This is a genomic window from Actinospineispora spinosispora DSM 44797, from assembly GCF_000429025.1.
In the GTDB taxonomy this organism is placed as follows: Bacteria; Actinomycetota; Actinomycetes; order Mycobacteriales; family Pseudonocardiaceae; genus Pseudonocardia; species Pseudonocardia spinosispora.
In genome coordinates this window covers 153089-169527 of sequence record NZ_KE386836.1, presented here as the reverse complement: position 1 = coordinate 169527, position 16439 = coordinate 153089, and the positions used below count along the sequence as shown (strand labels likewise).

Below are 16439 nucleotides of genomic sequence, written 5' to 3'. Positions count from 1 at the left end.
TTGCGTAGCCTAGCGGCATGGCCGTAGTCAAGATCAACGCAATTCAGGTGCCCGAGGGCGCGGGTCCGGAACTCGAGCGGCGGTTCGCCAACCGGCTGCACGCCGTCGATGGTCAGCCGGGGTTCATCTCGTTCGAGCTGCTGCGCCCGGTGTCCGGCGACGACCGTTACTTCGTGCTGACCCACTGGGAGGACGAGGAGTCGTTCCAGGCGTGGCGCGACGGCCCGGCGCTGGAGGCCCACTCCGGTGAGCGTGGCCGTCCGATCGGTGAGGGTCACGGACACGGGCAGGGCCCGGTGTCGACCGGTGCCTCGCTGCTGGAGTTCGAGGTCGTCCAGTTCTCCAAGGCCGGCGAGTAGACGCGCAGCTGGCCCGCGCGGCTGAGCTGATCGACGGCGCGGACGCGCTGCTCTACTGCGCGGGCGCCGGCATCGGGGTCGACTCGGGGCTGCCGGATTTCCGTGGCACCGAGGGCTTCTGGCGTGCCTATCCGCCGTACGAGCGGCTCGGGCTGGCGTTCGAGGAGCTCGCCGACCCGGTGCACTTCGTCGACGACCCGGAGCTGGCCTGGGGTTTCTACGGGCATCGGCTGTCGCTGTACCGGGAGACGGTGCCGCACGCCGGTTTCGGGGTGTTGCTGGAGTGGGCGACGGCGCAGCGGCCCGCGCGAGTGTTCACGTCGAACGTCGACGGCCAGTTCCAGTGCGCCGGGTTCGCCGACGAGTACGTGGTGGAGTGCCACGGTTCGATCCACCATCTGCAGTGCCTCGCCGGCTGCCACGACGGGATCTGGCCGGCTGACGACGTCGAGGTGCGGATCGACGAGCAGACCATGCGCGCGCTGCGCCCGCTGCCGAGCTGTCCGGAGTGCGGTGGTCTGGCGCGGCCCAACATCCTGATGTTCGGTGATCGTGACTGGCTGCCTCGGCGCACCGAGTCGCGCGCCAGGGAGCAGGTCCGCTGGCTGCGCGAGCTGCGGTCGGACGGCGCCCGCCTGGTCGTGATCGAGATCGGTGCCGGTACGGCGGTCCCCACGGTCCGAAGGCACGCGGAGCTGGCCACCGCCGGCTCCGGCGCCCTGATCCGGATCAACACGAGGGAACCGACCATCCGCCACGGCAGAGGCATCAGCCTCCCCGCGGCCGCACAGCCAACTCTCACCACGCTGGCCACCCTCGTGCCCCCTCCCCGATGACACGAATGTGGCTTCAGGGACGTTCAACGTCCCTAAAGCCACATTCGTGCCGTTGGAGGGTTAGTCGGGGATGGATTTGCTGTCCGGGACCACTACCGCGAACAGGTCTGCCACCGCCGCGAGGCTTGCCGACTGGAGTGCTGCCGCTGGGACCTGCTGGTCGGCGGGGCCGGGCAGGGAACGGGTCGCCGTCGCCGACGCCACCACGGTCGGGGCGTAGCCGAGGTTGAACGCCCCGCGCGCGGTGGAGTTCACGCACATGTGCGTCATGAAGCCGGCCAGCACGAGGTTCTGCGCGGCACTCGTCTTGAGCCGCTCGTCGAGCTCGGTCTGCACGAACGAGTTCGGGAAGTTCTTGACGATCACCAGCTCGCCGTCGCGGGGCGCGACCCGGTCGACGATCGCGCCGATCTCGTCCCGGACGTCGTAGGGCGAACCCTCGCCGGAGTCGTGCTGGATGTGGATGACCGGGATGCCCGCCGAACGGGCCCGGTCCAGCAGGACCTCCGCCTCGTCGAGTGCGGCCTGCACACCGTCCAGTTCCATCACGCCGCGCGTGTAGGTGTTCTGGGCGTCGATCATGATCAGGGTGGAATCGGCAAGCCGGGCGGGCTCGGCGGGCAGACCGCTCAGCGCGCGCAGCGTCGTGGATTCAGCCACAGAGATACCTCCAGGTCAGGACCCGTGAGTGTTTTCGGCTGCCAGAGCAACCGAAAACACTCACGGGTCGTTCAGCCGTTCAGGACGGCTGACTCTTCGTCGGTGAACAACCGGGACCGGATCAGGAAACGCACCCCTTCCGGTGCCTCCACCGAGAATCCACTGCCTCTGCCCTTCACCACATCCACCGTCAGGTGGGTGTGTTTCCAGTACTCGTACTGCGAACCCGACATGTAGAACCCGATCGGCGCCAACCCCTCGACGGTCAGGTCACCGAGGTGCACATCCGAGCCGCCGATCTTGAAATCGCCGTCCGGGTAACACATCGGCGCACTGCCGTCGCAGCACCCGCCGGACTGGTGGAACATCAGCGGACCGTGGATCTCGGTCAGCTTCACCAGCAGCTCTGCGGCGGCCGGGGTCAACGCGACCCGTTCCATCAGAAGAATCCCTGAGCGTTCTGCGAGTAGCTGACCAGCATGTTCTTCGTCTGCTGGTAGTGGTCGAGCATCATCTTGTGGTTCTCCCGGCCGACGCCGGACTGCTTGTACCCGCCGAACGCGGCGTGCGCGGGGTAGGCGTGGTAGTTGTTCACCCACACCCGGCCTGCCTGGATGTCGCGGCCGGCCCGGTACGCGGTGTTGCCGTCCCGGGACCACACGCCGGCGCCGAGGCCGTACAGCGTGTCGTTCGCGGTCTTGATCGCGTCGTCGTAGTCGGAGAACTTGGCCACCGACACGACCGGCCCGAAGATCTCCTCCTGGAAGATGCGCATCGAGTTGTTGCCCTCGAAGATCGTCGGCTGGATGTAGTAGCCGCCGGACAGGTCGCCACCGAGGTCGGCCTTCTCACCACCGGTCAGGATCTTCGCGCCCTCCTGACGACCGATGTCGATGTAGGACAGGATCTTCTCGTACTGGTCGTTGGACGCCTGAGCGCCGATCATCGTCTCGGTGTCCAGCGGGTCGCCCTGCTTGATCTGCTCGGTGCGCTTGACCGACTGGCCGAGGAAGTCGTCGTACATGCCGCCCTGGATGAGCGCACGCGACGGACAGGTGCACACCTCGCCCTGGTTCAGCGCGAACATCGCAAAGCCTTCGAGTGCCTTGTCGTAGAAGGCGTCCTGCTTGCTGGCGACGTCGTCGAAGAAGATGTTCGGGCTCTTGCCGCCGAGCTCCAGGGTGACCGGGATGAGGTTCTCCGACGCGTACTGCATGATCAGCCGGCCGGTCGTGGTCTCACCGGTGAACGCGATCTTGCGGATGCGCTTGTTCGAGGCCAGCGGTTTGCCCGCCTCGACACCGAACCCGTTGACGATGTTCAGCACGCCCGGCGGGAGCAGGTCCGCGACGGTCTCGAGCAGCACGTGAATCGATGCCGGGGTCTGCTCGGCGGGCTTGAGCACGACCGCGTTGCCCGCTGCCAGGGCGGGCGCGAGCTTCCAGATCGCCATCAGGATCGGGAAGTTCCACGGGATGATCTGACCGACCACACCGAGCGGCTCGTGGAAGTGGTAGGCGATGGTGTCCTCGTCGATCTGCGAGATACCACCCTCCTGCGCGCGGATCGCACCAGCGAAGTACCGCAGGTGGTCGATCGCCAGGGGAATGTCGGCGGCGAGGGTCTCCCGGCAGGCCTTGCCGTTCTCCCAGCTCTCCGCGATGGCGATCTTCTCGAGGTTCGCCTCGATACGGTCGGCCATCTTGTTGAGGATGTTGCCGCGCTCGCCGACCGACGTCTTGCCCCACGCCGGCGCCGCGCCCTCGGCGGCGTCCAGCGCCGCCTCGATGTCCTCGGACGTCCCGCGCGCCACCTCGGTGAACGTCTGGCCGGTGACCGGCGTCGGGTTCTCGAAGTACTGGCCCTTCACCGGGGCCACGTAGTCCCCACCGATGAAGTGGTCGTAGCGGGGCTTGAACGAAACAACACTGTCCGGCTGCCCAGGAGCCGCGTACTTGGCCATGGCCGTCCTCTCACATTCGCGAACCTCTGACGTCCTCTGTGACGCTAGGCACAGCGGGGTTGCAACTGCGTTGCACTTGAAGCCAAGACGCCCGACTCGCGGGTCCCAAATTCCCGACTCGCGGTGCTGAGACGCCCGACTCGCGGGTGTGGGCAGACGGGACCACGGCTGAGCCGGCTCCGCGAGTCTCCGAAGGAGTTCCGGCGAAGGCCGGCGTAGTGAGTGTCCGCAACCAGGCTCCCCAGCCGGACGGCGGCTCCCAGGGTGACAACAAGCGCGCGCTCGGCCGACGAAGTCGGCTTGTTTTTCTGGGAGTACCCCCGAAGCGAAGCGAAGCGAGGGGGTGGTCACAGAAAAACTCCGCGCGAAACAGGCCCAAAAGAACGAGACAGTTGCCGCGGTCACATGTCGCACGCAGAATGGTGGGGGTACTCGGCTCGGTCTTTGGGGCCGCCGGGAGGGACGTGCATGGGCCTGTCAACGACGTCGGCCGCGGATCCGGTTGCTCGGGCGCAGCTGCTCGCCCGGATTCGGGACGCGGTGCTCAGTGGTGCGCCGGTGCCGCAGCAGCCGCGGCCCGTCGTGTCCGAGTCGTGGCGGCGCAGTCTCGCCGCTCGGGTGGATCCGGAGCGCGGCGCCGGGCCGCCCGCGGTGTTCGACAGCCGGGACGTGGCCGACCTGCGTGCGGAGCATCCGCTCGCGGAGACGCTGCCGCTGTTGCGCGAGACCCTCGTGGCCACCGCCGACGAGGCGCTGCACATGATGGTGGTGACCGACGAGCACGGCCACATCCTGTGGCGCGAAGGCCAGAGCGGCGTGCTGACCACGGCGGACAAGGTCGGGCTGATCGAGGGCACCCGCTGGTCCGAAGATGCGATGGGCACCAACGCGATGGGCACCGCGCTCGCCGAGAACCTCGCGGTGCAGATCCATTCGGCGGAGCACCTCGTGCGCGCCTACTCGGTATGGACGTGCGCGGCCTGCCCGGTGCACGATCCGGACACCGGGCGGATCATCGGCGTGGTCGACGTGACCGGTCCGGTGCACAGCTTCCACCCCTCGACGATGGCGCTGGTCAAGGCGGCGGCAAGGCTTGCCGAAGGGCAGCTGCGGGCGCGGATGGCGGCGAGGGACGAGTTGCTGCGCACCCGCTGCGCACCTCAGCTCGCCGCCCTGGGTGGCGAGTACGGCGCGCTGGTCACCAGGTCGGGGCGCGTGCTGGCGAGCGAACCGCACAACTGGCTGCCGACGCCGCGACTCGAGCTCCCCGGTGAGAACGGCACGGTGACACTGCCGAACGGGCAGGTCGCGGTACTGGAGGAGCTGGGCGAGGGCTACCTGCTGCGTTCGGGACGACGCAGAACCCCGCTGGTGACGACAGCGGCGGCGCACCTGGAGCTGCGGTTCCTCGGCCACGCTCCGATCGCCGAGCTGAACGGACGACGGATACGTCTCACGCAGCGCCACGCCGACATGCTCACCCTGCTCGCGCTGCACCCGGACGGGGTGAGTGCCGAGCAGCTGGCGACCGGCGTCTACGGCGAACGGGGCAACCCGGTGACCGCGCGCGCCGAGGTCCACCGGCTGCGCGCTCAGCTCGGCGCGGCGGTGGTCCGTTCCAGCCCGTACCGGCTGCAGGCCGACCTGACCGCCGACTGGCTGCAGGTCAGGAGCGAGCTGCTGGCCGGTGAGGTCCGCTCGGCCGCGAGCCGCTACCGGGGTGAGCTGCGTCCCGGCTCGGAAGCACCCGCTGTGACGGAGGAACGCGAGCTGCTCGCCGCCACGATACGGCGGGCTGTGCTGGACTCCGGCGACGCCGAGGCGATGTGGCTGGTCGCCGAGACCGACACCGGAGCCGACGACCTGGAGCTGGCCGAGCGCCTGGCCGCGTCGCTCCCATTGTCCGACCCCCGCCACGCCACGATCACCGCGCGCGCCGACCGCCTGACCTCGTGAGTGTTGAGTATGGCCATAGCCATACTCAACACTCACGAGTGTCCGTACACAGCGAAGCCGGCCCGGACCATCGCTGGTCCGGGCCGGCTCGTGTTCGCCTGGCTGGTTACTTCTCTTCGGACAGACCGGCGGGCACCGCGTCGGGCACGTTCACCGCGGGCTTCGGCTGACCCTTGAAGGTGAACTTGGCCTTGTCGGCCCCGTTCGTCGTCGTGTCCTCCGGGTCGAAGCCCTCGACGTCGATGAGAACGATCTGACCCGGCTCGATCTCGCCGAACAGGATCTTCTCCGACAGCTGGTCCTCGATCTCGCGCTGGATGGTGCGACGCAGCGGCCGCGCACCCAGCACCGGGTCGAACCCGCGGCGTGCCAGCAGCAAGCGCGCGTTCGGGGTGAGCTCGATCGCCATGTCCTTGTTCCGCAGCTGACCCTCGACCCTGGTGACCATCAGGTCCACCATGGACACGATCTGGTCCTGGGTGAGCTGGTGGAACACCACGATGTCGTCGATGCGGTTCAGGAACTCCGGCCGGAAATGCTTCTTCAGCTCGTCGTTGACCTTGGTCTTCATCCGCTCGTAGTTCGAGCCGGTGTCGTTGCCCTGGACGAACCCGAGGCCGACGGCCTTGGAGATGTCCTGGGTACCGAGGTTCGACGTGAAGATGATCACGGTGTTCTTGAAGTCCACCGTGCGGCCCTGACCGTCGGTCAGGCGACCGTCCTCCAGCACCTGCAGGAGCGTGTTGTAGATCTCCTGGTGGGCCTTCTCGATCTCGTCGAACAGCACCACGGAGAACGGCTTGCGGCGCACCTTCTCGGTGAGCTGCCCGCCCTCTTCGTAGCCGACGTAGCCGGGAGGAGCACCGAACAGCCGCGACGCGGTGTAACGGTCGTGGAACTCACCCATGTCGATCTGGATGAGCGCGTCGTCCTCGCCGAACAGGAAGTTCGCCAGCGCCTTGGACAGCTCGGTCTTACCGACACCGGACGGGCCGGCGAAGATGAACGAGCCGGACGGGCGCTTCGGGTCCTTCAGACCGGCGCGGGTACGGCGGATCGCCTGCGAGACGGCCTTGACCGCCTCTTCCTGGCCGATGATGCGCTTGTGGAGCTCGTCCTCCATGCGCAGCAGCCGGGTGGTCTCCTCCTCGGTCAACTTGAAGACCGGGATACCGGTCCAGTTCGCCAGAACCTCGGCGATCTGCTCGTCGTCGACCTCGGCGACCACATCCAGGTCACCGGACTTCCACTGCTTCTCCCGCTCCGACTTCTGCGCGAGCAGCTGCTTCTCCGAGTCACGCAGGTGCGCGGCCCGCTCGAAGTCCTGCGCGTCGATCGCCGACTCTTTGTCCCGACGGACGTTGGCGATCTTCTCGTCGAACTCCCGCAGGTCCGGCGGTGCGGTCATGCGGCGGATGCGCATACGCGCGCCGGCCTCGTCGATCAGGTCGATCGCCTTGTCCGGCAAGTAGCGGTCGTTGATGTAGCGGTCGGCCAGCGTCGCCGCCGCGACCAGCGCCGGGTCGGTGATCGTGACCCGGTGGTGCGCCTCGTAGCGGTCGCGCAGACCCTTGAGGATCTCGATGGTGTGCGTGACGCTCGGCTCGCCCACCTGGATCGGCTGGAAACGACGCTCCAGAGCCGGGTCCTTCTCGACGTACTTGCGGTACTCGTCGAGCGTGGTGGCACCGATCGTCTGCAGCTCACCGCGAGCCAGCATCGGCTTCAGGATGGACGCCGCGTCGATCGCGCCCTCGGCGGCACCCGCACCCACCAGGGTGTGGATCTCGTCGATGAACAGGATGATGTCGCCGCGGGTGCGAATCTCCTTGAGCACCTTCTTGAGGCGCTCCTCGAAGTCACCGCGATAGCGGGAACCGGCGACCAGCGAACCGAGGTCGAGCGTGTAGAGCTGCTTGTCCTTCAGCGTCTCGGGCACCTCGCCCTTGACGACCATGGAGGCAAGGCCCTCGACGACCGCGGTCTTACCGACACCGGGCTCGCCGATCAGCACCGGGTTGTTCTTGGTGCGCCGGGACAGCACCTGCATGACCCGCTCGATTTCCTTCTCCCGGCCGATGACCGGGTCGAGCTTGCCCTCACGTGCCGACTGGGTCAGGTTGCGACCGAACTGGTCGAGCACCAGCGAGCTGGACGGCGTGCCCTCGCCGCGACCGCCGCTGGCCTCCGCCGGCTCCTTGCCCTGGTAACCGGACAGCAGCTGGAGGACCTGCTGGCGGACCCTGTTCAGGTCGGCGCCGAGCTTGACCAGCACCTGGGCCGCGACACCTTCACCCTCGCGGATCAGGCCGAGCAGGATGTGCTCGGTGCCGATGTAGTTGTGGCCGAGCTGCAGCGCTTCGCGCAGTGACAGCTCCAGCACCTTCTTGGCCCGTGGCGTGAAGGGGATGTGGCCGCTCGGCGCCTGCTGGCCCTGGCCGATGATCTCCTCGACCTGCTGCCGGACGCCTTCGAGCGCAATGCCCAGAGACTCCAGCGCCTTCGCGGCGACGCCCTCACCCTCGTGGATCAAGCCCAAGAGGATGTGCTCGGTGCCGATGTAGTTGTGGTTGAGCATCCTGGCCTCTTCTTGGGCCAGGACAACCACCCGCCTCGCGCGGTCGGTGAACCTCTCGAACATGCGCACTCCCCTGACTACTGAGCTGTGTCGGTCCGCTCCCGCGTACCGGCACCGTATGTCCACTGTATCGGCCGAAGCTAGGTCGGCGCTGCCATGTGCGCGTGCTCAACCCACTCAAACTGCTACAACACCAACCAACCGGACCACATTCCGCCCGGTATACCGCTCACCACCCTACGACTTACGCTGGTGGTGAACATCGCAGGCCCCACGCGCAACTCCCTCCGGGAGCCCCGCCAAGCCCACCTCGCAGACCTTCCAGCCCACCTCGCAGAGGTTCGCGTCGCGTCGCACACGCTGCAGTGTCTGCGACACAACACCACGCTCTGCGAAGTCACCCAGGCACGTCCCCGAGCGACCGTGCTCCCGAGGGACGCGGCGCAGCCGGGGCCGGTTGGGCGCGCAGGACTTCCCCGTCCCCGCGATCCTGGCCCGCACTTGGCGTGGGTGGGTGGTGTCAACCCTGAAACCTCGCCCCCGAACGCCGGACAGCCCCTAGCAGTGCGAGGCCGGCGTCAGCCGGGGGTTGATACCGCCCACCCACGCCAAGACACTTGACGGTCAGCGGGGACAACACCTCGCACCCGATTCCGCGGAAAAGGCCGGTCAGTTTTCCTGGTGGTAGCTCTCCAGAACGTCCGCCGGAATGCGACCGCGGTCGGAGACCTTCATGCCGCGCTTGCGCGCCCAGTCCCGAATTGCCTGGTTCTGCTCGCGGTCCACCGCGGGGCGGCGGGCGGCCGCCGCTACCGCGGCTCCGCCGGAACGGCGCCTGCCACCGGGGCGGCGGGCAGCGGCAACAAAATCGGCGAGTGCATCGCGCAGCTTGCTGGCATTGCTGGAGGACAGGTCGATCTCGTAGTTCTTGCCGTCGAGCCCGAACTCAACGGTCTCCTCGGCCTTGTCGCCATCGAGGTCGTCAATGAGTGAAACCGTGACCTTCTGTGCCACCTTGGCAGCCCTCCAGCTGATAATTGAGTGATAGTCAGGCTCAATCGAACAACCCGTCCGGAACTACCTCTCCTGGACTGCCGGCGAGCCTCGACACTCAGAATAGCCCTGATTCCGTGGATGTGTCGAGGCGCGACAGCTAAACCTCACTCATTCCGGGCGGACCAGCGGAAAAAGGATCGTCTCCCGGATACCGAGACCGGTCAGCGTCATCAGCAGCCGGTCGATACCCATTCCCATCCCGCCGCTCGGGGGCATTCCGTATTCCAAGGCGCGCAGGAAGTCCTCGTCGACCTGCATGGCCTCCTCGTCGCCCGCCGCGGCCAGTCTGGACTGCGCTTCCAGCCGTTCCCGCTGCACAACGGGGTCGACGAGTTCGGAGTATCCGGTTGCCAACTCCATACCGAAGACGAACAGGTCCCATGCTTCGGCGAGCCGGGGTTCATCGCGATGTTGCCTGGTCAGCGGCCTTACTTCAACCGGATAATCGCGAACGAACGTCGGCTCGATCAATGTGTGTTCAACCAGTTTTTCGAAGAGCTCAAGAGCAATCTCACCGGCGGAAGCGTTGTCCTTCAGCGGAACATCACGCTCTTCGGCAAAGCCACGCAGCGTCGGCGCCGGGGTGTCCAGGGTTACCTCGGTACCGAGAACCTCGGAAACAGCCTGGTAGAGGGTCAGTTCGCGCCACTTGCCGCCCAGGTCGTGCTCGGTGCCGTCGACGTGCCGCACGACCGTCGAACCGAACGCCGCCCGCGCACAGGACGTGACAAGCGATTGGGTGAGCTCGGCGATCGTGTCATAGCTGCCGTACGCCTCATACGCCTCGAGCATCGCGAACTCGGGCGAGTGACTCGAGTCAATGCCCTCGTTACGGAAGTTCCGGTTGATCTCGAAGACGCGCTCGATACCGCCGACGACCGCGCGCTTGAGGTAGAGCTCGGGCGCGATCCGCAAGTACAGTTCAGTATCGAGTGCGTTGGAGTGGGTAACAAAAGGCCGCGCCGTCGCCCCACCATGCAACAGCTGCAACATGGGCGTCTCCACTTCGACATATCCGTCGGTGAAGAGCGTCTGACGAAGCGCACGCATGACCTCGGCGCGCATCCGTACGGTGTCGCGCGCCTGCGGACGCATGATGAGGTCGACGTATCGCTGCCGTGCCCTGGTCTCTTCGGACAGTTCCTTGTGCGCAACCGGTAGTGGACGAAGGGACTTCGCGGCCATCGCCCATTCATCGGCGAAGACCGACAGTTCACCCCGCCGTGAGGTGATCACCTCACCGTGCACGAATACGTGGTCACCCAGATCGACCTGTGACTTCCATCTGGCCAACTCGTCCTCACCGACGCCGGCAAGACTCAACATTGCCTGGAGCTCGGTACCTTCACCGGCGCGGAGCGTCGCGAAACAGAGCTTGCCGGTATTGCGCAGGAAAACCACGCGCCCCGCCACCCCGACCACGTCACCCGTCTTGGTGTCCGGTTCGAGCCCCTGATGGGCCTCACGCACCTCACTGAGTGAATGGGTGCGCGGCAGAACTACCGGGTACGGCTGTGCTCCCGCGTCGAGCATCGCCGTCCGCTTGGCCCGGCGCACCTGCATCTGCTCAGGCAGCGAGGATTCAGGGTCAACAACACTGGGCGGTCCATCATTCGTCACCCGCAAAACGGTACTGGCCCACAAAACCCGGTTAACCCATGGCCCGGCTAGCGCGCACAGAGCGAGCGCACGCCGCACAGAGGCTCCGGCCTCTGTGCGGCGTGGAGAGCCTCTGTGCGAGCTGCCTCAGGGTTTTACGCGGGAGGGATGCCGTGCGTTGCGTAGGTAGACCAGGCGTAGGCCTAGGAGGGTCAGGTCCTCTACGTGTTGGGTGATCGTTTCTGATTCGTCGACGATCAGGGGGGCCAGGCCGCCGGTCGCCAGCACGGTGACCTCGTCGGGGTCGATCTTGTAGCCGGTGGTGTCGCCGGAGGCGAGTTCCACGATGATCCGCCGGACCAGGCCGTCCACCTGGCCGGTGAAGCCGAACAGGACGCCTGCCTGGACACATTCCACGGTGTTCTTGCCGATGGCCGATCGTGGGCGCGCCAGCTCCACCGTGGTCAGCTGCGCGGCCCTGGTCGTGAGCGCTTCCATCGAGATCTCGATGCCGGGTGCGATGGCGGCACCGAGCAGCTCACCGCGCGGTGAGACGACGTCGATGTTGGTCGAGGTGCCGAAGTCGACGACGACGCACGCGGTCCCGAACAGGCGGTGCGCGGCGAGAGTGTTGACCACCCGGTCCGCGCCGACCTCCTTGGGGTTGTCGACCAGCACCGGGACACCGGTACGCACGCGCGGCTCCACGATCACAGCCGGGATGCTCGCCCGCTTTCGTTCCGCGAGCAGCCTCAGTTCGCGCAGCAGCAGCGGCACGGTGGACAGTGCGGCGATCCCGGTGACATGGTCGGCATAGTCACCGAGCAGACCGTTGAACGCGACGTCGAGCTCGTCCGCGGTCATCCGGGGGTCGGTCCGCATACGCCACTGACGCAGCAACGGCGCGCGAACCAGGTCTTCGGAGTCGCTACCGGACTGCTCGGCGTCGGTGGCGTAGAGCCCGAGGGAAATCTGGGTGTTGCCGACGTCGACGCAGAGCAGCATCAGCGCACTGAGCTGGTGAGCAAGCCGGAGCCCTCGGGGGCGTGGCCGGGGTCGCCGCCGAGGTCGGTCACCCGGTTGTCCGCGTCGACGAAGACGACGCGCGGCTGGTAGGTCCGGGCCTCGGCGTCGTCCATGGCGCCGTACGCGATCAGGATGACCAGGTCACCGGGGTGCACGAGGTGCGCGGCCGCGCCGTTGATGCCGATGACCCCACTGCCCCGCTCACCGGGGATGACGTAGGTCTCCAAGCGCGCGCCGTTGGTGATGTCCACGACCGTGACCTGTTCGCCGGACAGCAGGTCGGAGGCGTCCATCAGGTCCTGGTCGACGGTCACCGAACCGACGTAGTGCAGGTCGGCCTGGGTGACGGTGGCCCGGTGGATCTTGGACTTCAGCATCGTGCGGATCATCAGTACTCCCTCGCCGGGGTGCCCAGGGTCAATCCGATGTTGTCGATCAGACGGGTCCTGCCGACCTTGGCCGCGACCAGCAGCCGGGCCAGGCCGTACTCCGGCGCGGGACCCAGTGCCGGGTCGCGCAGCTCGAGGTAGTCGACCTGGATGCCCGGTTCGGTCGCAAGGACCTGCTTCGCCGCGTCCATCGCCGCCTCGGCGCCACCGGACCCGGCGTGCTTGGCGGCGGTCAGCGCCGCGGACAGCGCGACGGCGCTGCGGCGCTGGTCGGGTTCCAGGTAGACGTTGCGCGAGGACAACGCGAGACCGTCCGGTTCACGCACCGTGGGGACGCCGACGATCTGGACGCCGAGGTTCAGCTGCTCGACCATGCGGCGCATCAGCACGAGCTGCTGGTAGTCCTTCTCACCGAAGTAGGCCAGCTGCGGGCGGACGATGCCGAACAGCTTCGTACACACGGTCAGCGCACCTCGGAAGTGCCCCGGCCGGGTGGCGCCCTCCAGCTCGTCGCCCAGCGCACCGGCGCCGACGGTGATGTCGGCGCCCGGCTGGTACATGTGCTCGACGGTCGGGGCGAACACCAGCTCGACGCCTTCGGCGCGGCACACGTCGAGGTCGTGCTCCCACGTGCGCGGGTACTTGTCCAGGTCCTCACCGGCGCCGAACTGCAGCGGGTTCACGAAGATCGACACGACGGTGACCCCGGACCCGGGGGCTCTGCGGGCGTGCCGCATGAGCTCGATGTGACCTGCGTGCAACGCACCCATCGTGGGCACAAAGTTGATCTTCCGGCCGGCCGAGCGGAGCGTCGTGGTCAGCTCGGTGAGCTTCGCCGGGTCGCGGTGCACGGTCAGCTGACCCGCCGTGTACGGGCGGGTCGAGGTGGGGGTGCTCATCGGGTCTCCTCCAGCGCGGTGAAAACGTCGCGCGCGGTGTGTTCGGGCAGCAGGCCGGCGGCACTGGCCCGGGTCGCGGTGCGCTCGGCCAGGACCCGGTAGGTGTCGGCGACGTCGGGCGCGTGCTCGGCGAGCTCGCGCAGATGGGTTCGCAGCGTGCCGACGTCGCCCCTGGCGACCGGCCCGGTCAGCGCGCGGTCACCGTGGCGCAGCGCATTGTCGAGCGCGGCGGACAACAGCGGCGCGACGAGACGTTCGGCCGGCTGGACGCCGGCGCGCTCCAGAACGTCGACACAGTCCCGGACCAGGGTGATCAGGTGGTTCGCGCCGTGCGCGAGCGCCGCGTGGTACAGCGGCCGGACCCGCTCGGGCACCCGCACCGGCTCGGCGCCCATCTCCAGCACCAGGGCTTCGCCGACGCTCCAGGCGGCGTCGTCGTACTCGGTCGCGGTGACCCCGACCGAGCAGCTGGCCAGGCGCTGCACGTCCTCGATGCGACCGGTGAAGGTCATGACCGGGTGCAGCGCGAGCGGCAGTACGCCGAACCGCTGCGCAGGTTCGAGGACGCCGACGCCGTGCGCGCCGCAGGTGTGCACGACGATCTGGCCCGGCCGGAAGCAGTCGGCGTTGGCGAGGCCGGAGACGAGGCCGGGCAATACGTCGTCCGGGACCGCCAGCAGCACGAGGTCGGCGCGGCGGGTCACGTCGTCCGGGGGCAGCAGCGGGACACCGGGCAACAGCGACTCGGCGCGGTCGAGCGACGCCTTGGAGACCCCGGAGGTGGCGACGACGTGGTGTTCGGCGGCGGCCAGTGCGGCGCCGAGTACGGATCCGACCCGGCCCGCCGACACGACTCCCACGGCAAGGCGTGCTGGTCGACCGGCTCTAGCGGCGTCAGTGCCGTCGTGCATGGATCTGCTCCTGAGGTCGTTCCAGTCCCGCGCGGCGGGTACCAGACGATGTGCGCAGAACGCTAGAGGCAGCCGCCCACAACCCGCCACCCAGGGTGATGCTTGTCTCTTGGGCCTGTTCCGCGCGGAGTTTTTCCGTGACCACCCCCTCGGCTTCGCCGTCGGGGGTACTCCCGGAAAAACAAGCCTCGTTCCTCGGCTGGGGCGCGCTTGTGCCCACCTTGGGAGCCGCCCTGGTAGCTGGGCGGTTTGGTTGCGGACATTCAGTGCGCCGGCCTTCGCCGGAACTCCTTCGGAGACTCGCGGAGCCGACTTTGCCGTGGCCGGCTTGGGTGCCTTCGCCGACCCCTTCAGAGACTCGCGGAACCGACCTCGCCATGGCCGACTTGAGTACCTACGCCGACCCCCTCGGAGACTCGCGGAACCGACTTCGCCGTCGCCAGCTCGGGTACCTACGCCGACCCCCTCCGAACACCCGCAGAACCGACATCGCCGTGGCCGGCTTGAGTGCCTACACCGGCCCCTTCCAACACTCGCGGAGCCGACATCGCCGCAGCCGGCTCGGATGTCTCCGCCAACCCATTCGCAGGCTGGTGGGGCCGGGTTGAGTGGCTTGCTATGGCCGACCGCGCCGTGGTCGGGTGCACAGCGTCTTGCCTGGCGGCGATCTCAGCGTGTCTCGGGTGTGGTTACTGGGGGCCCTGGCGGGGTGGGGGGACCGGTGGCTGGCCGGGGTAGGGCGGGCGGCCCTGAGGTGGTGGGCCCTGCTGGCGGGGCGGGTACGGCGTCTGGGCCTGCCGGGGAGGGAACTGCTGCTCCTGGCCCGGTGGCATGCGCTGACCCGGCGCGGGCGGAGCACCGCGCAGGTGGTGGTCGGCCGGCCGGTGCTGCCCGGCGTGCGGCGGCGCGGCGTGCCGAGGTCCCACCGGGCCCGGAGGCGGCGGTGACCAGCCAGGTGGCGGCGTGCGCCGTCCCCATGCCGCGTGCAGCGCGTCCGGCGACCCGACCGCACGAGCCCGACTGACCAGCACGTCTTCCAGCAGCTCGTCGTGCCACTCGCGCGCGTGCGGCCCGAGCGAGCCGCGCGCCATCCGGTGCCGCAGGATCGCCAGCTCGGTCACCGCGGCCTGGTACTCGGCGACCATCTTGGCGACGTTCGCACCGGAACGGCGGCGCACCGCGCGCAGCCAGCCGCTGCGTCCGGCCAGGCTCTCCAGCAGCCGAACCTCACTGGGTGCGATCCACCCGGCCTCCGCCATGCCCGGCAGCTCGGCCGCGGTGATCCGCTGCTCACGTCGACGCTGGTAGAGCACGAGGAAGACGACGAACACGAAGATCGGCAACATGACCATCAGGTACACGGCGGCGAGCGCGGTGCCGTCCCCCAGCGACGCCGACGCGTTCCACAGCGCGTGCAGGAACACCGCGAACAGATACCCGCCGACCGGTGCCCCGATGCGAATGAACGCGTTGCGCGCGTTGGTCGCCAACCCGAGCCCGATGCCGGTCATGGCGGTGAACAGTGGATGCGCGAACGGCGAGAACACCCCGCGCATGATCAGCACCGCGAACACCCCGCCGCCCTGGCCACCGTCAGCGGCGCCGGAGGAGAACGCCTGACCCAGGTAGAGGATGTTCTCGGTGAAGGCGAACCCCGCCGCGACGAGCCCCGCGTAGACGACGCCGTCCAGCACACCGTCGAACTCACGTCGGCGGAACAGCACGAGCCCCAGCAGGAACGCGCCCTTCATGGCCTCCTCGACCCAGGGCGCGACGAACACGGCGCCGAACGCACCCGCGTTGTCGTCCCCGATCGCGGCCGCCGTCGCGGCCTCGGCGCTGCTGTTGAGCACCAGCGCGGCGAGGGTGGCGAAGCAGGCGCCCCACAGGAACGCGATGAGCAGCAACCGGGGCGGCTCCGGCTCCCACCGGTCCAGCCACAGGAACGCCGCAACCACCGGCCCGACCGGCAACAACGCGCCCAGGGTGCCCACGATGACACCCGCCGTGCTGACCTGGAACGCGATGATGCCGAGCACCATCAGCCCGCACACACCCAGCAGCACGAGCCCGAACACGGTGCCGAGCACTCCGCGCCGCTGCCGGCGAGCGCGCAGCCGGTACTGACCGGTCGCGGTCAGAGCTCCGCCCCCGAGCGGTCCCGGGGGCGGTCCGAACGGCCCCGCCGGTGGCTGCATGAACGACAT

Annotated in this window: 14 protein-coding genes; 3 read left to right on the top strand and 11 right to left on the bottom strand. The window is 68.1% G+C overall.

All coding sequences use genetic code 11. The features are described from left to right. Positions 1 to 17: 17 nt before the first annotated feature. Positions 18 to 359, top strand: coding sequence for an antibiotic biosynthesis monooxygenase family protein (locus G406_RS0137815; protein WP_028937883.1), 342 nt, complete (start codon positions 18 to 20; stop codon positions 357 to 359). A gap of 8 nt (positions 360 to 367) precedes the next feature. After that, positions 368 to 1195 carry an SIR2 family NAD-dependent protein deacylase gene (locus G406_RS0137810; RefSeq protein ID WP_084216678.1) on the top strand — a complete coding sequence of 276 codons (828 nt, stop codon included), beginning with the start codon at positions 368 to 370 and terminating at the stop codon, positions 1193 to 1195. A gap of 60 nt (positions 1196 to 1255) precedes the next feature. On the opposite strand, the gene G406_RS0137805 is transcribed toward G406_RS0137810, so the two are convergent. The 3 genes from G406_RS0137805 to exaC form a co-directional block, all read right to left on the bottom strand. After that, complete coding sequence (locus tag G406_RS0137805; RefSeq protein WP_028937881.1) at positions 1256 to 1855, bottom strand: cysteine hydrolase family protein; 600 nt, start codon at positions 1853 to 1855, stop codon at positions 1256 to 1258. A 71-nt stretch (positions 1856 to 1926) separates the two neighbouring features. Beyond that, complete coding sequence (locus G406_RS0137800) at positions 1927 to 2295, bottom strand: DUF779 domain-containing protein (protein ID WP_425414674.1); 369 nt, start codon at positions 2293 to 2295, stop codon at positions 1927 to 1929. Further along, the gene (gene exaC / locus G406_RS0137795) at positions 2295 to 3818 is read right to left on the bottom strand and encodes an acetaldehyde dehydrogenase ExaC (RefSeq protein WP_028937880.1); all 1524 of its coding nucleotides are present in this window, start codon (positions 3816 to 3818) and stop codon (positions 2295 to 2297) included. The genes G406_RS0137800 and exaC overlap by 1 nt, the downstream gene beginning before the upstream one ends. Positions 3819 to 4286: 468 nt before the next feature. Between exaC and G406_RS0137790 the strand changes: the two genes are divergently transcribed. After that, positions 4287 to 5774: a GAF domain-containing protein gene (locus G406_RS0137790; protein WP_037080700.1), complete on the top strand. Its 1488-nt coding sequence runs from the start codon at positions 4287 to 4289 to the stop codon at positions 5772 to 5774. Positions 5775 to 5880: 106 nt separating this feature from the next. Here the strand turns inward: G406_RS0137790 and G406_RS0137785 are convergent, their stop codons facing one another. From G406_RS0137785 to G406_RS52320, 8 genes are all read right to left on the bottom strand, one after another. Then, positions 5881 to 8415, bottom strand: a complete 2535-nt coding sequence (locus G406_RS0137785; protein WP_028937878.1) for an ATP-dependent Clp protease ATP-binding subunit — start codon at positions 8413 to 8415, stop codon at positions 5881 to 5883. Positions 8416 to 9021: 606 nt separating this feature from the next. Next, positions 9022 to 9366, bottom strand: coding sequence for a histone-like nucleoid-structuring protein Lsr2 (locus tag G406_RS0137780; protein ID WP_028937877.1), 345 nt, complete (start codon positions 9364 to 9366; stop codon positions 9022 to 9024). A 150-nt stretch (positions 9367 to 9516) separates the two neighbouring features. Further along, positions 9517 to 10971: a lysine--tRNA ligase gene (gene lysS, locus G406_RS0137775; RefSeq protein ID WP_037080698.1), complete on the bottom strand. Its 1455-nt coding sequence runs from the start codon at positions 10969 to 10971 to the stop codon at positions 9517 to 9519. A gap of 183 nt (positions 10972 to 11154) precedes the next feature. Next, entirely contained in the window at positions 11155 to 12012 is an 858-nt protein-coding gene (locus tag G406_RS0137770; protein WP_028937875.1) for a type III pantothenate kinase, read from the bottom strand. Next, on the bottom strand, positions 12012 to 12422 hold the full coding sequence (panD, locus tag G406_RS0137765) for an aspartate 1-decarboxylase (RefSeq protein WP_028937874.1): 411 nt from the start codon (positions 12420 to 12422) through the stop codon (positions 12012 to 12014). The genes G406_RS0137770 and panD overlap by 1 nt, the downstream gene beginning before the upstream one ends. Further along, a complete protein-coding gene (panC, locus tag G406_RS0137760) occupies positions 12422 to 13321 on the bottom strand; it encodes a pantoate--beta-alanine ligase (protein WP_028937873.1) in 900 nt (299 codons plus the stop codon). Before panC ends, panD begins: the two co-directional genes overlap by 1 nt. After that, the gene (locus G406_RS0137755; RefSeq protein ID WP_028937872.1) at positions 13318 to 14232 is read right to left on the bottom strand and encodes a Rossmann-like and DUF2520 domain-containing protein; all 915 of its coding nucleotides are present in this window, start codon (positions 14230 to 14232) and stop codon (positions 13318 to 13320) included. The genes panC and G406_RS0137755 overlap by 4 nt, the downstream gene beginning before the upstream one ends. A 689-nt stretch (positions 14233 to 14921) precedes the next feature. Further along, entirely contained in the window at positions 14922 to 16439 is a 1518-nt protein-coding gene (locus G406_RS52320) for a PrsW family intramembrane metalloprotease (RefSeq protein ID WP_064743153.1), read from the bottom strand.

Bases quoted from the DNA above. Each gene is read 5' to 3' on its own strand.
- panD (WP_028937874.1), bottom strand. From the start codon at position 12,422: ATGATCCGCACGATGCTGAAGTCCAAGATCCACCGGGCCACCGTCACC.
- G406_RS0137790 (WP_037080700.1), top strand. From the start codon at position 4,287: ATGGGCCTGTCAACGACGTCGGCCGCGGATCCGGTTGCTCGGGCGCAG.
- panC (WP_028937873.1), bottom strand. From the start codon at position 13,321: ATGAGCACCCCCACCTCGACCCGCCCGTACACGGCGGGTCAGCTGACC.
- G406_RS0137800 (WP_425414674.1), bottom strand. From the start codon at position 2,295: ATGGAACGGGTCGCGTTGACCCCGGCCGCCGCAGAGCTGCTGGTGAAG.
- exaC (WP_028937880.1), bottom strand. From the start codon at position 3,818: ATGGCCAAGTACGCGGCTCCTGGGCAGCCGGACAGTGTTGTTTCGTTC.
- G406_RS0137785 (WP_028937878.1), bottom strand. From the start codon at position 8,415: ATGTTCGAGAGGTTCACCGACCGCGCGAGGCGGGTGGTTGTCCTGGCC.
- G406_RS0137815 (WP_028937883.1), top strand. From the start codon at position 18: ATGGCCGTAGTCAAGATCAACGCAATTCAGGTGCCCGAGGGCGCGGGT.
- G406_RS0137755 (WP_028937872.1), bottom strand. From the start codon at position 14,232: ATGCACGACGGCACTGACGCCGCTAGAGCCGGTCGACCAGCACGCCTT.
- G406_RS52320 (WP_064743153.1), bottom strand. From the start codon at position 16,439: ATGTCGTTCATGCAGCCACCGGCGGGGCCGTTCGGACCGCCCCCGGGA.
- lysS (WP_037080698.1), bottom strand. From the start codon at position 10,971: ATGCAGGTGCGCCGGGCCAAGCGGACGGCGATGCTCGACGCGGGAGCA.
- G406_RS0137770 (WP_028937875.1), bottom strand. From the start codon at position 12,012: ATGCTGCTCTGCGTCGACGTCGGCAACACCCAGATTTCCCTCGGGCTC.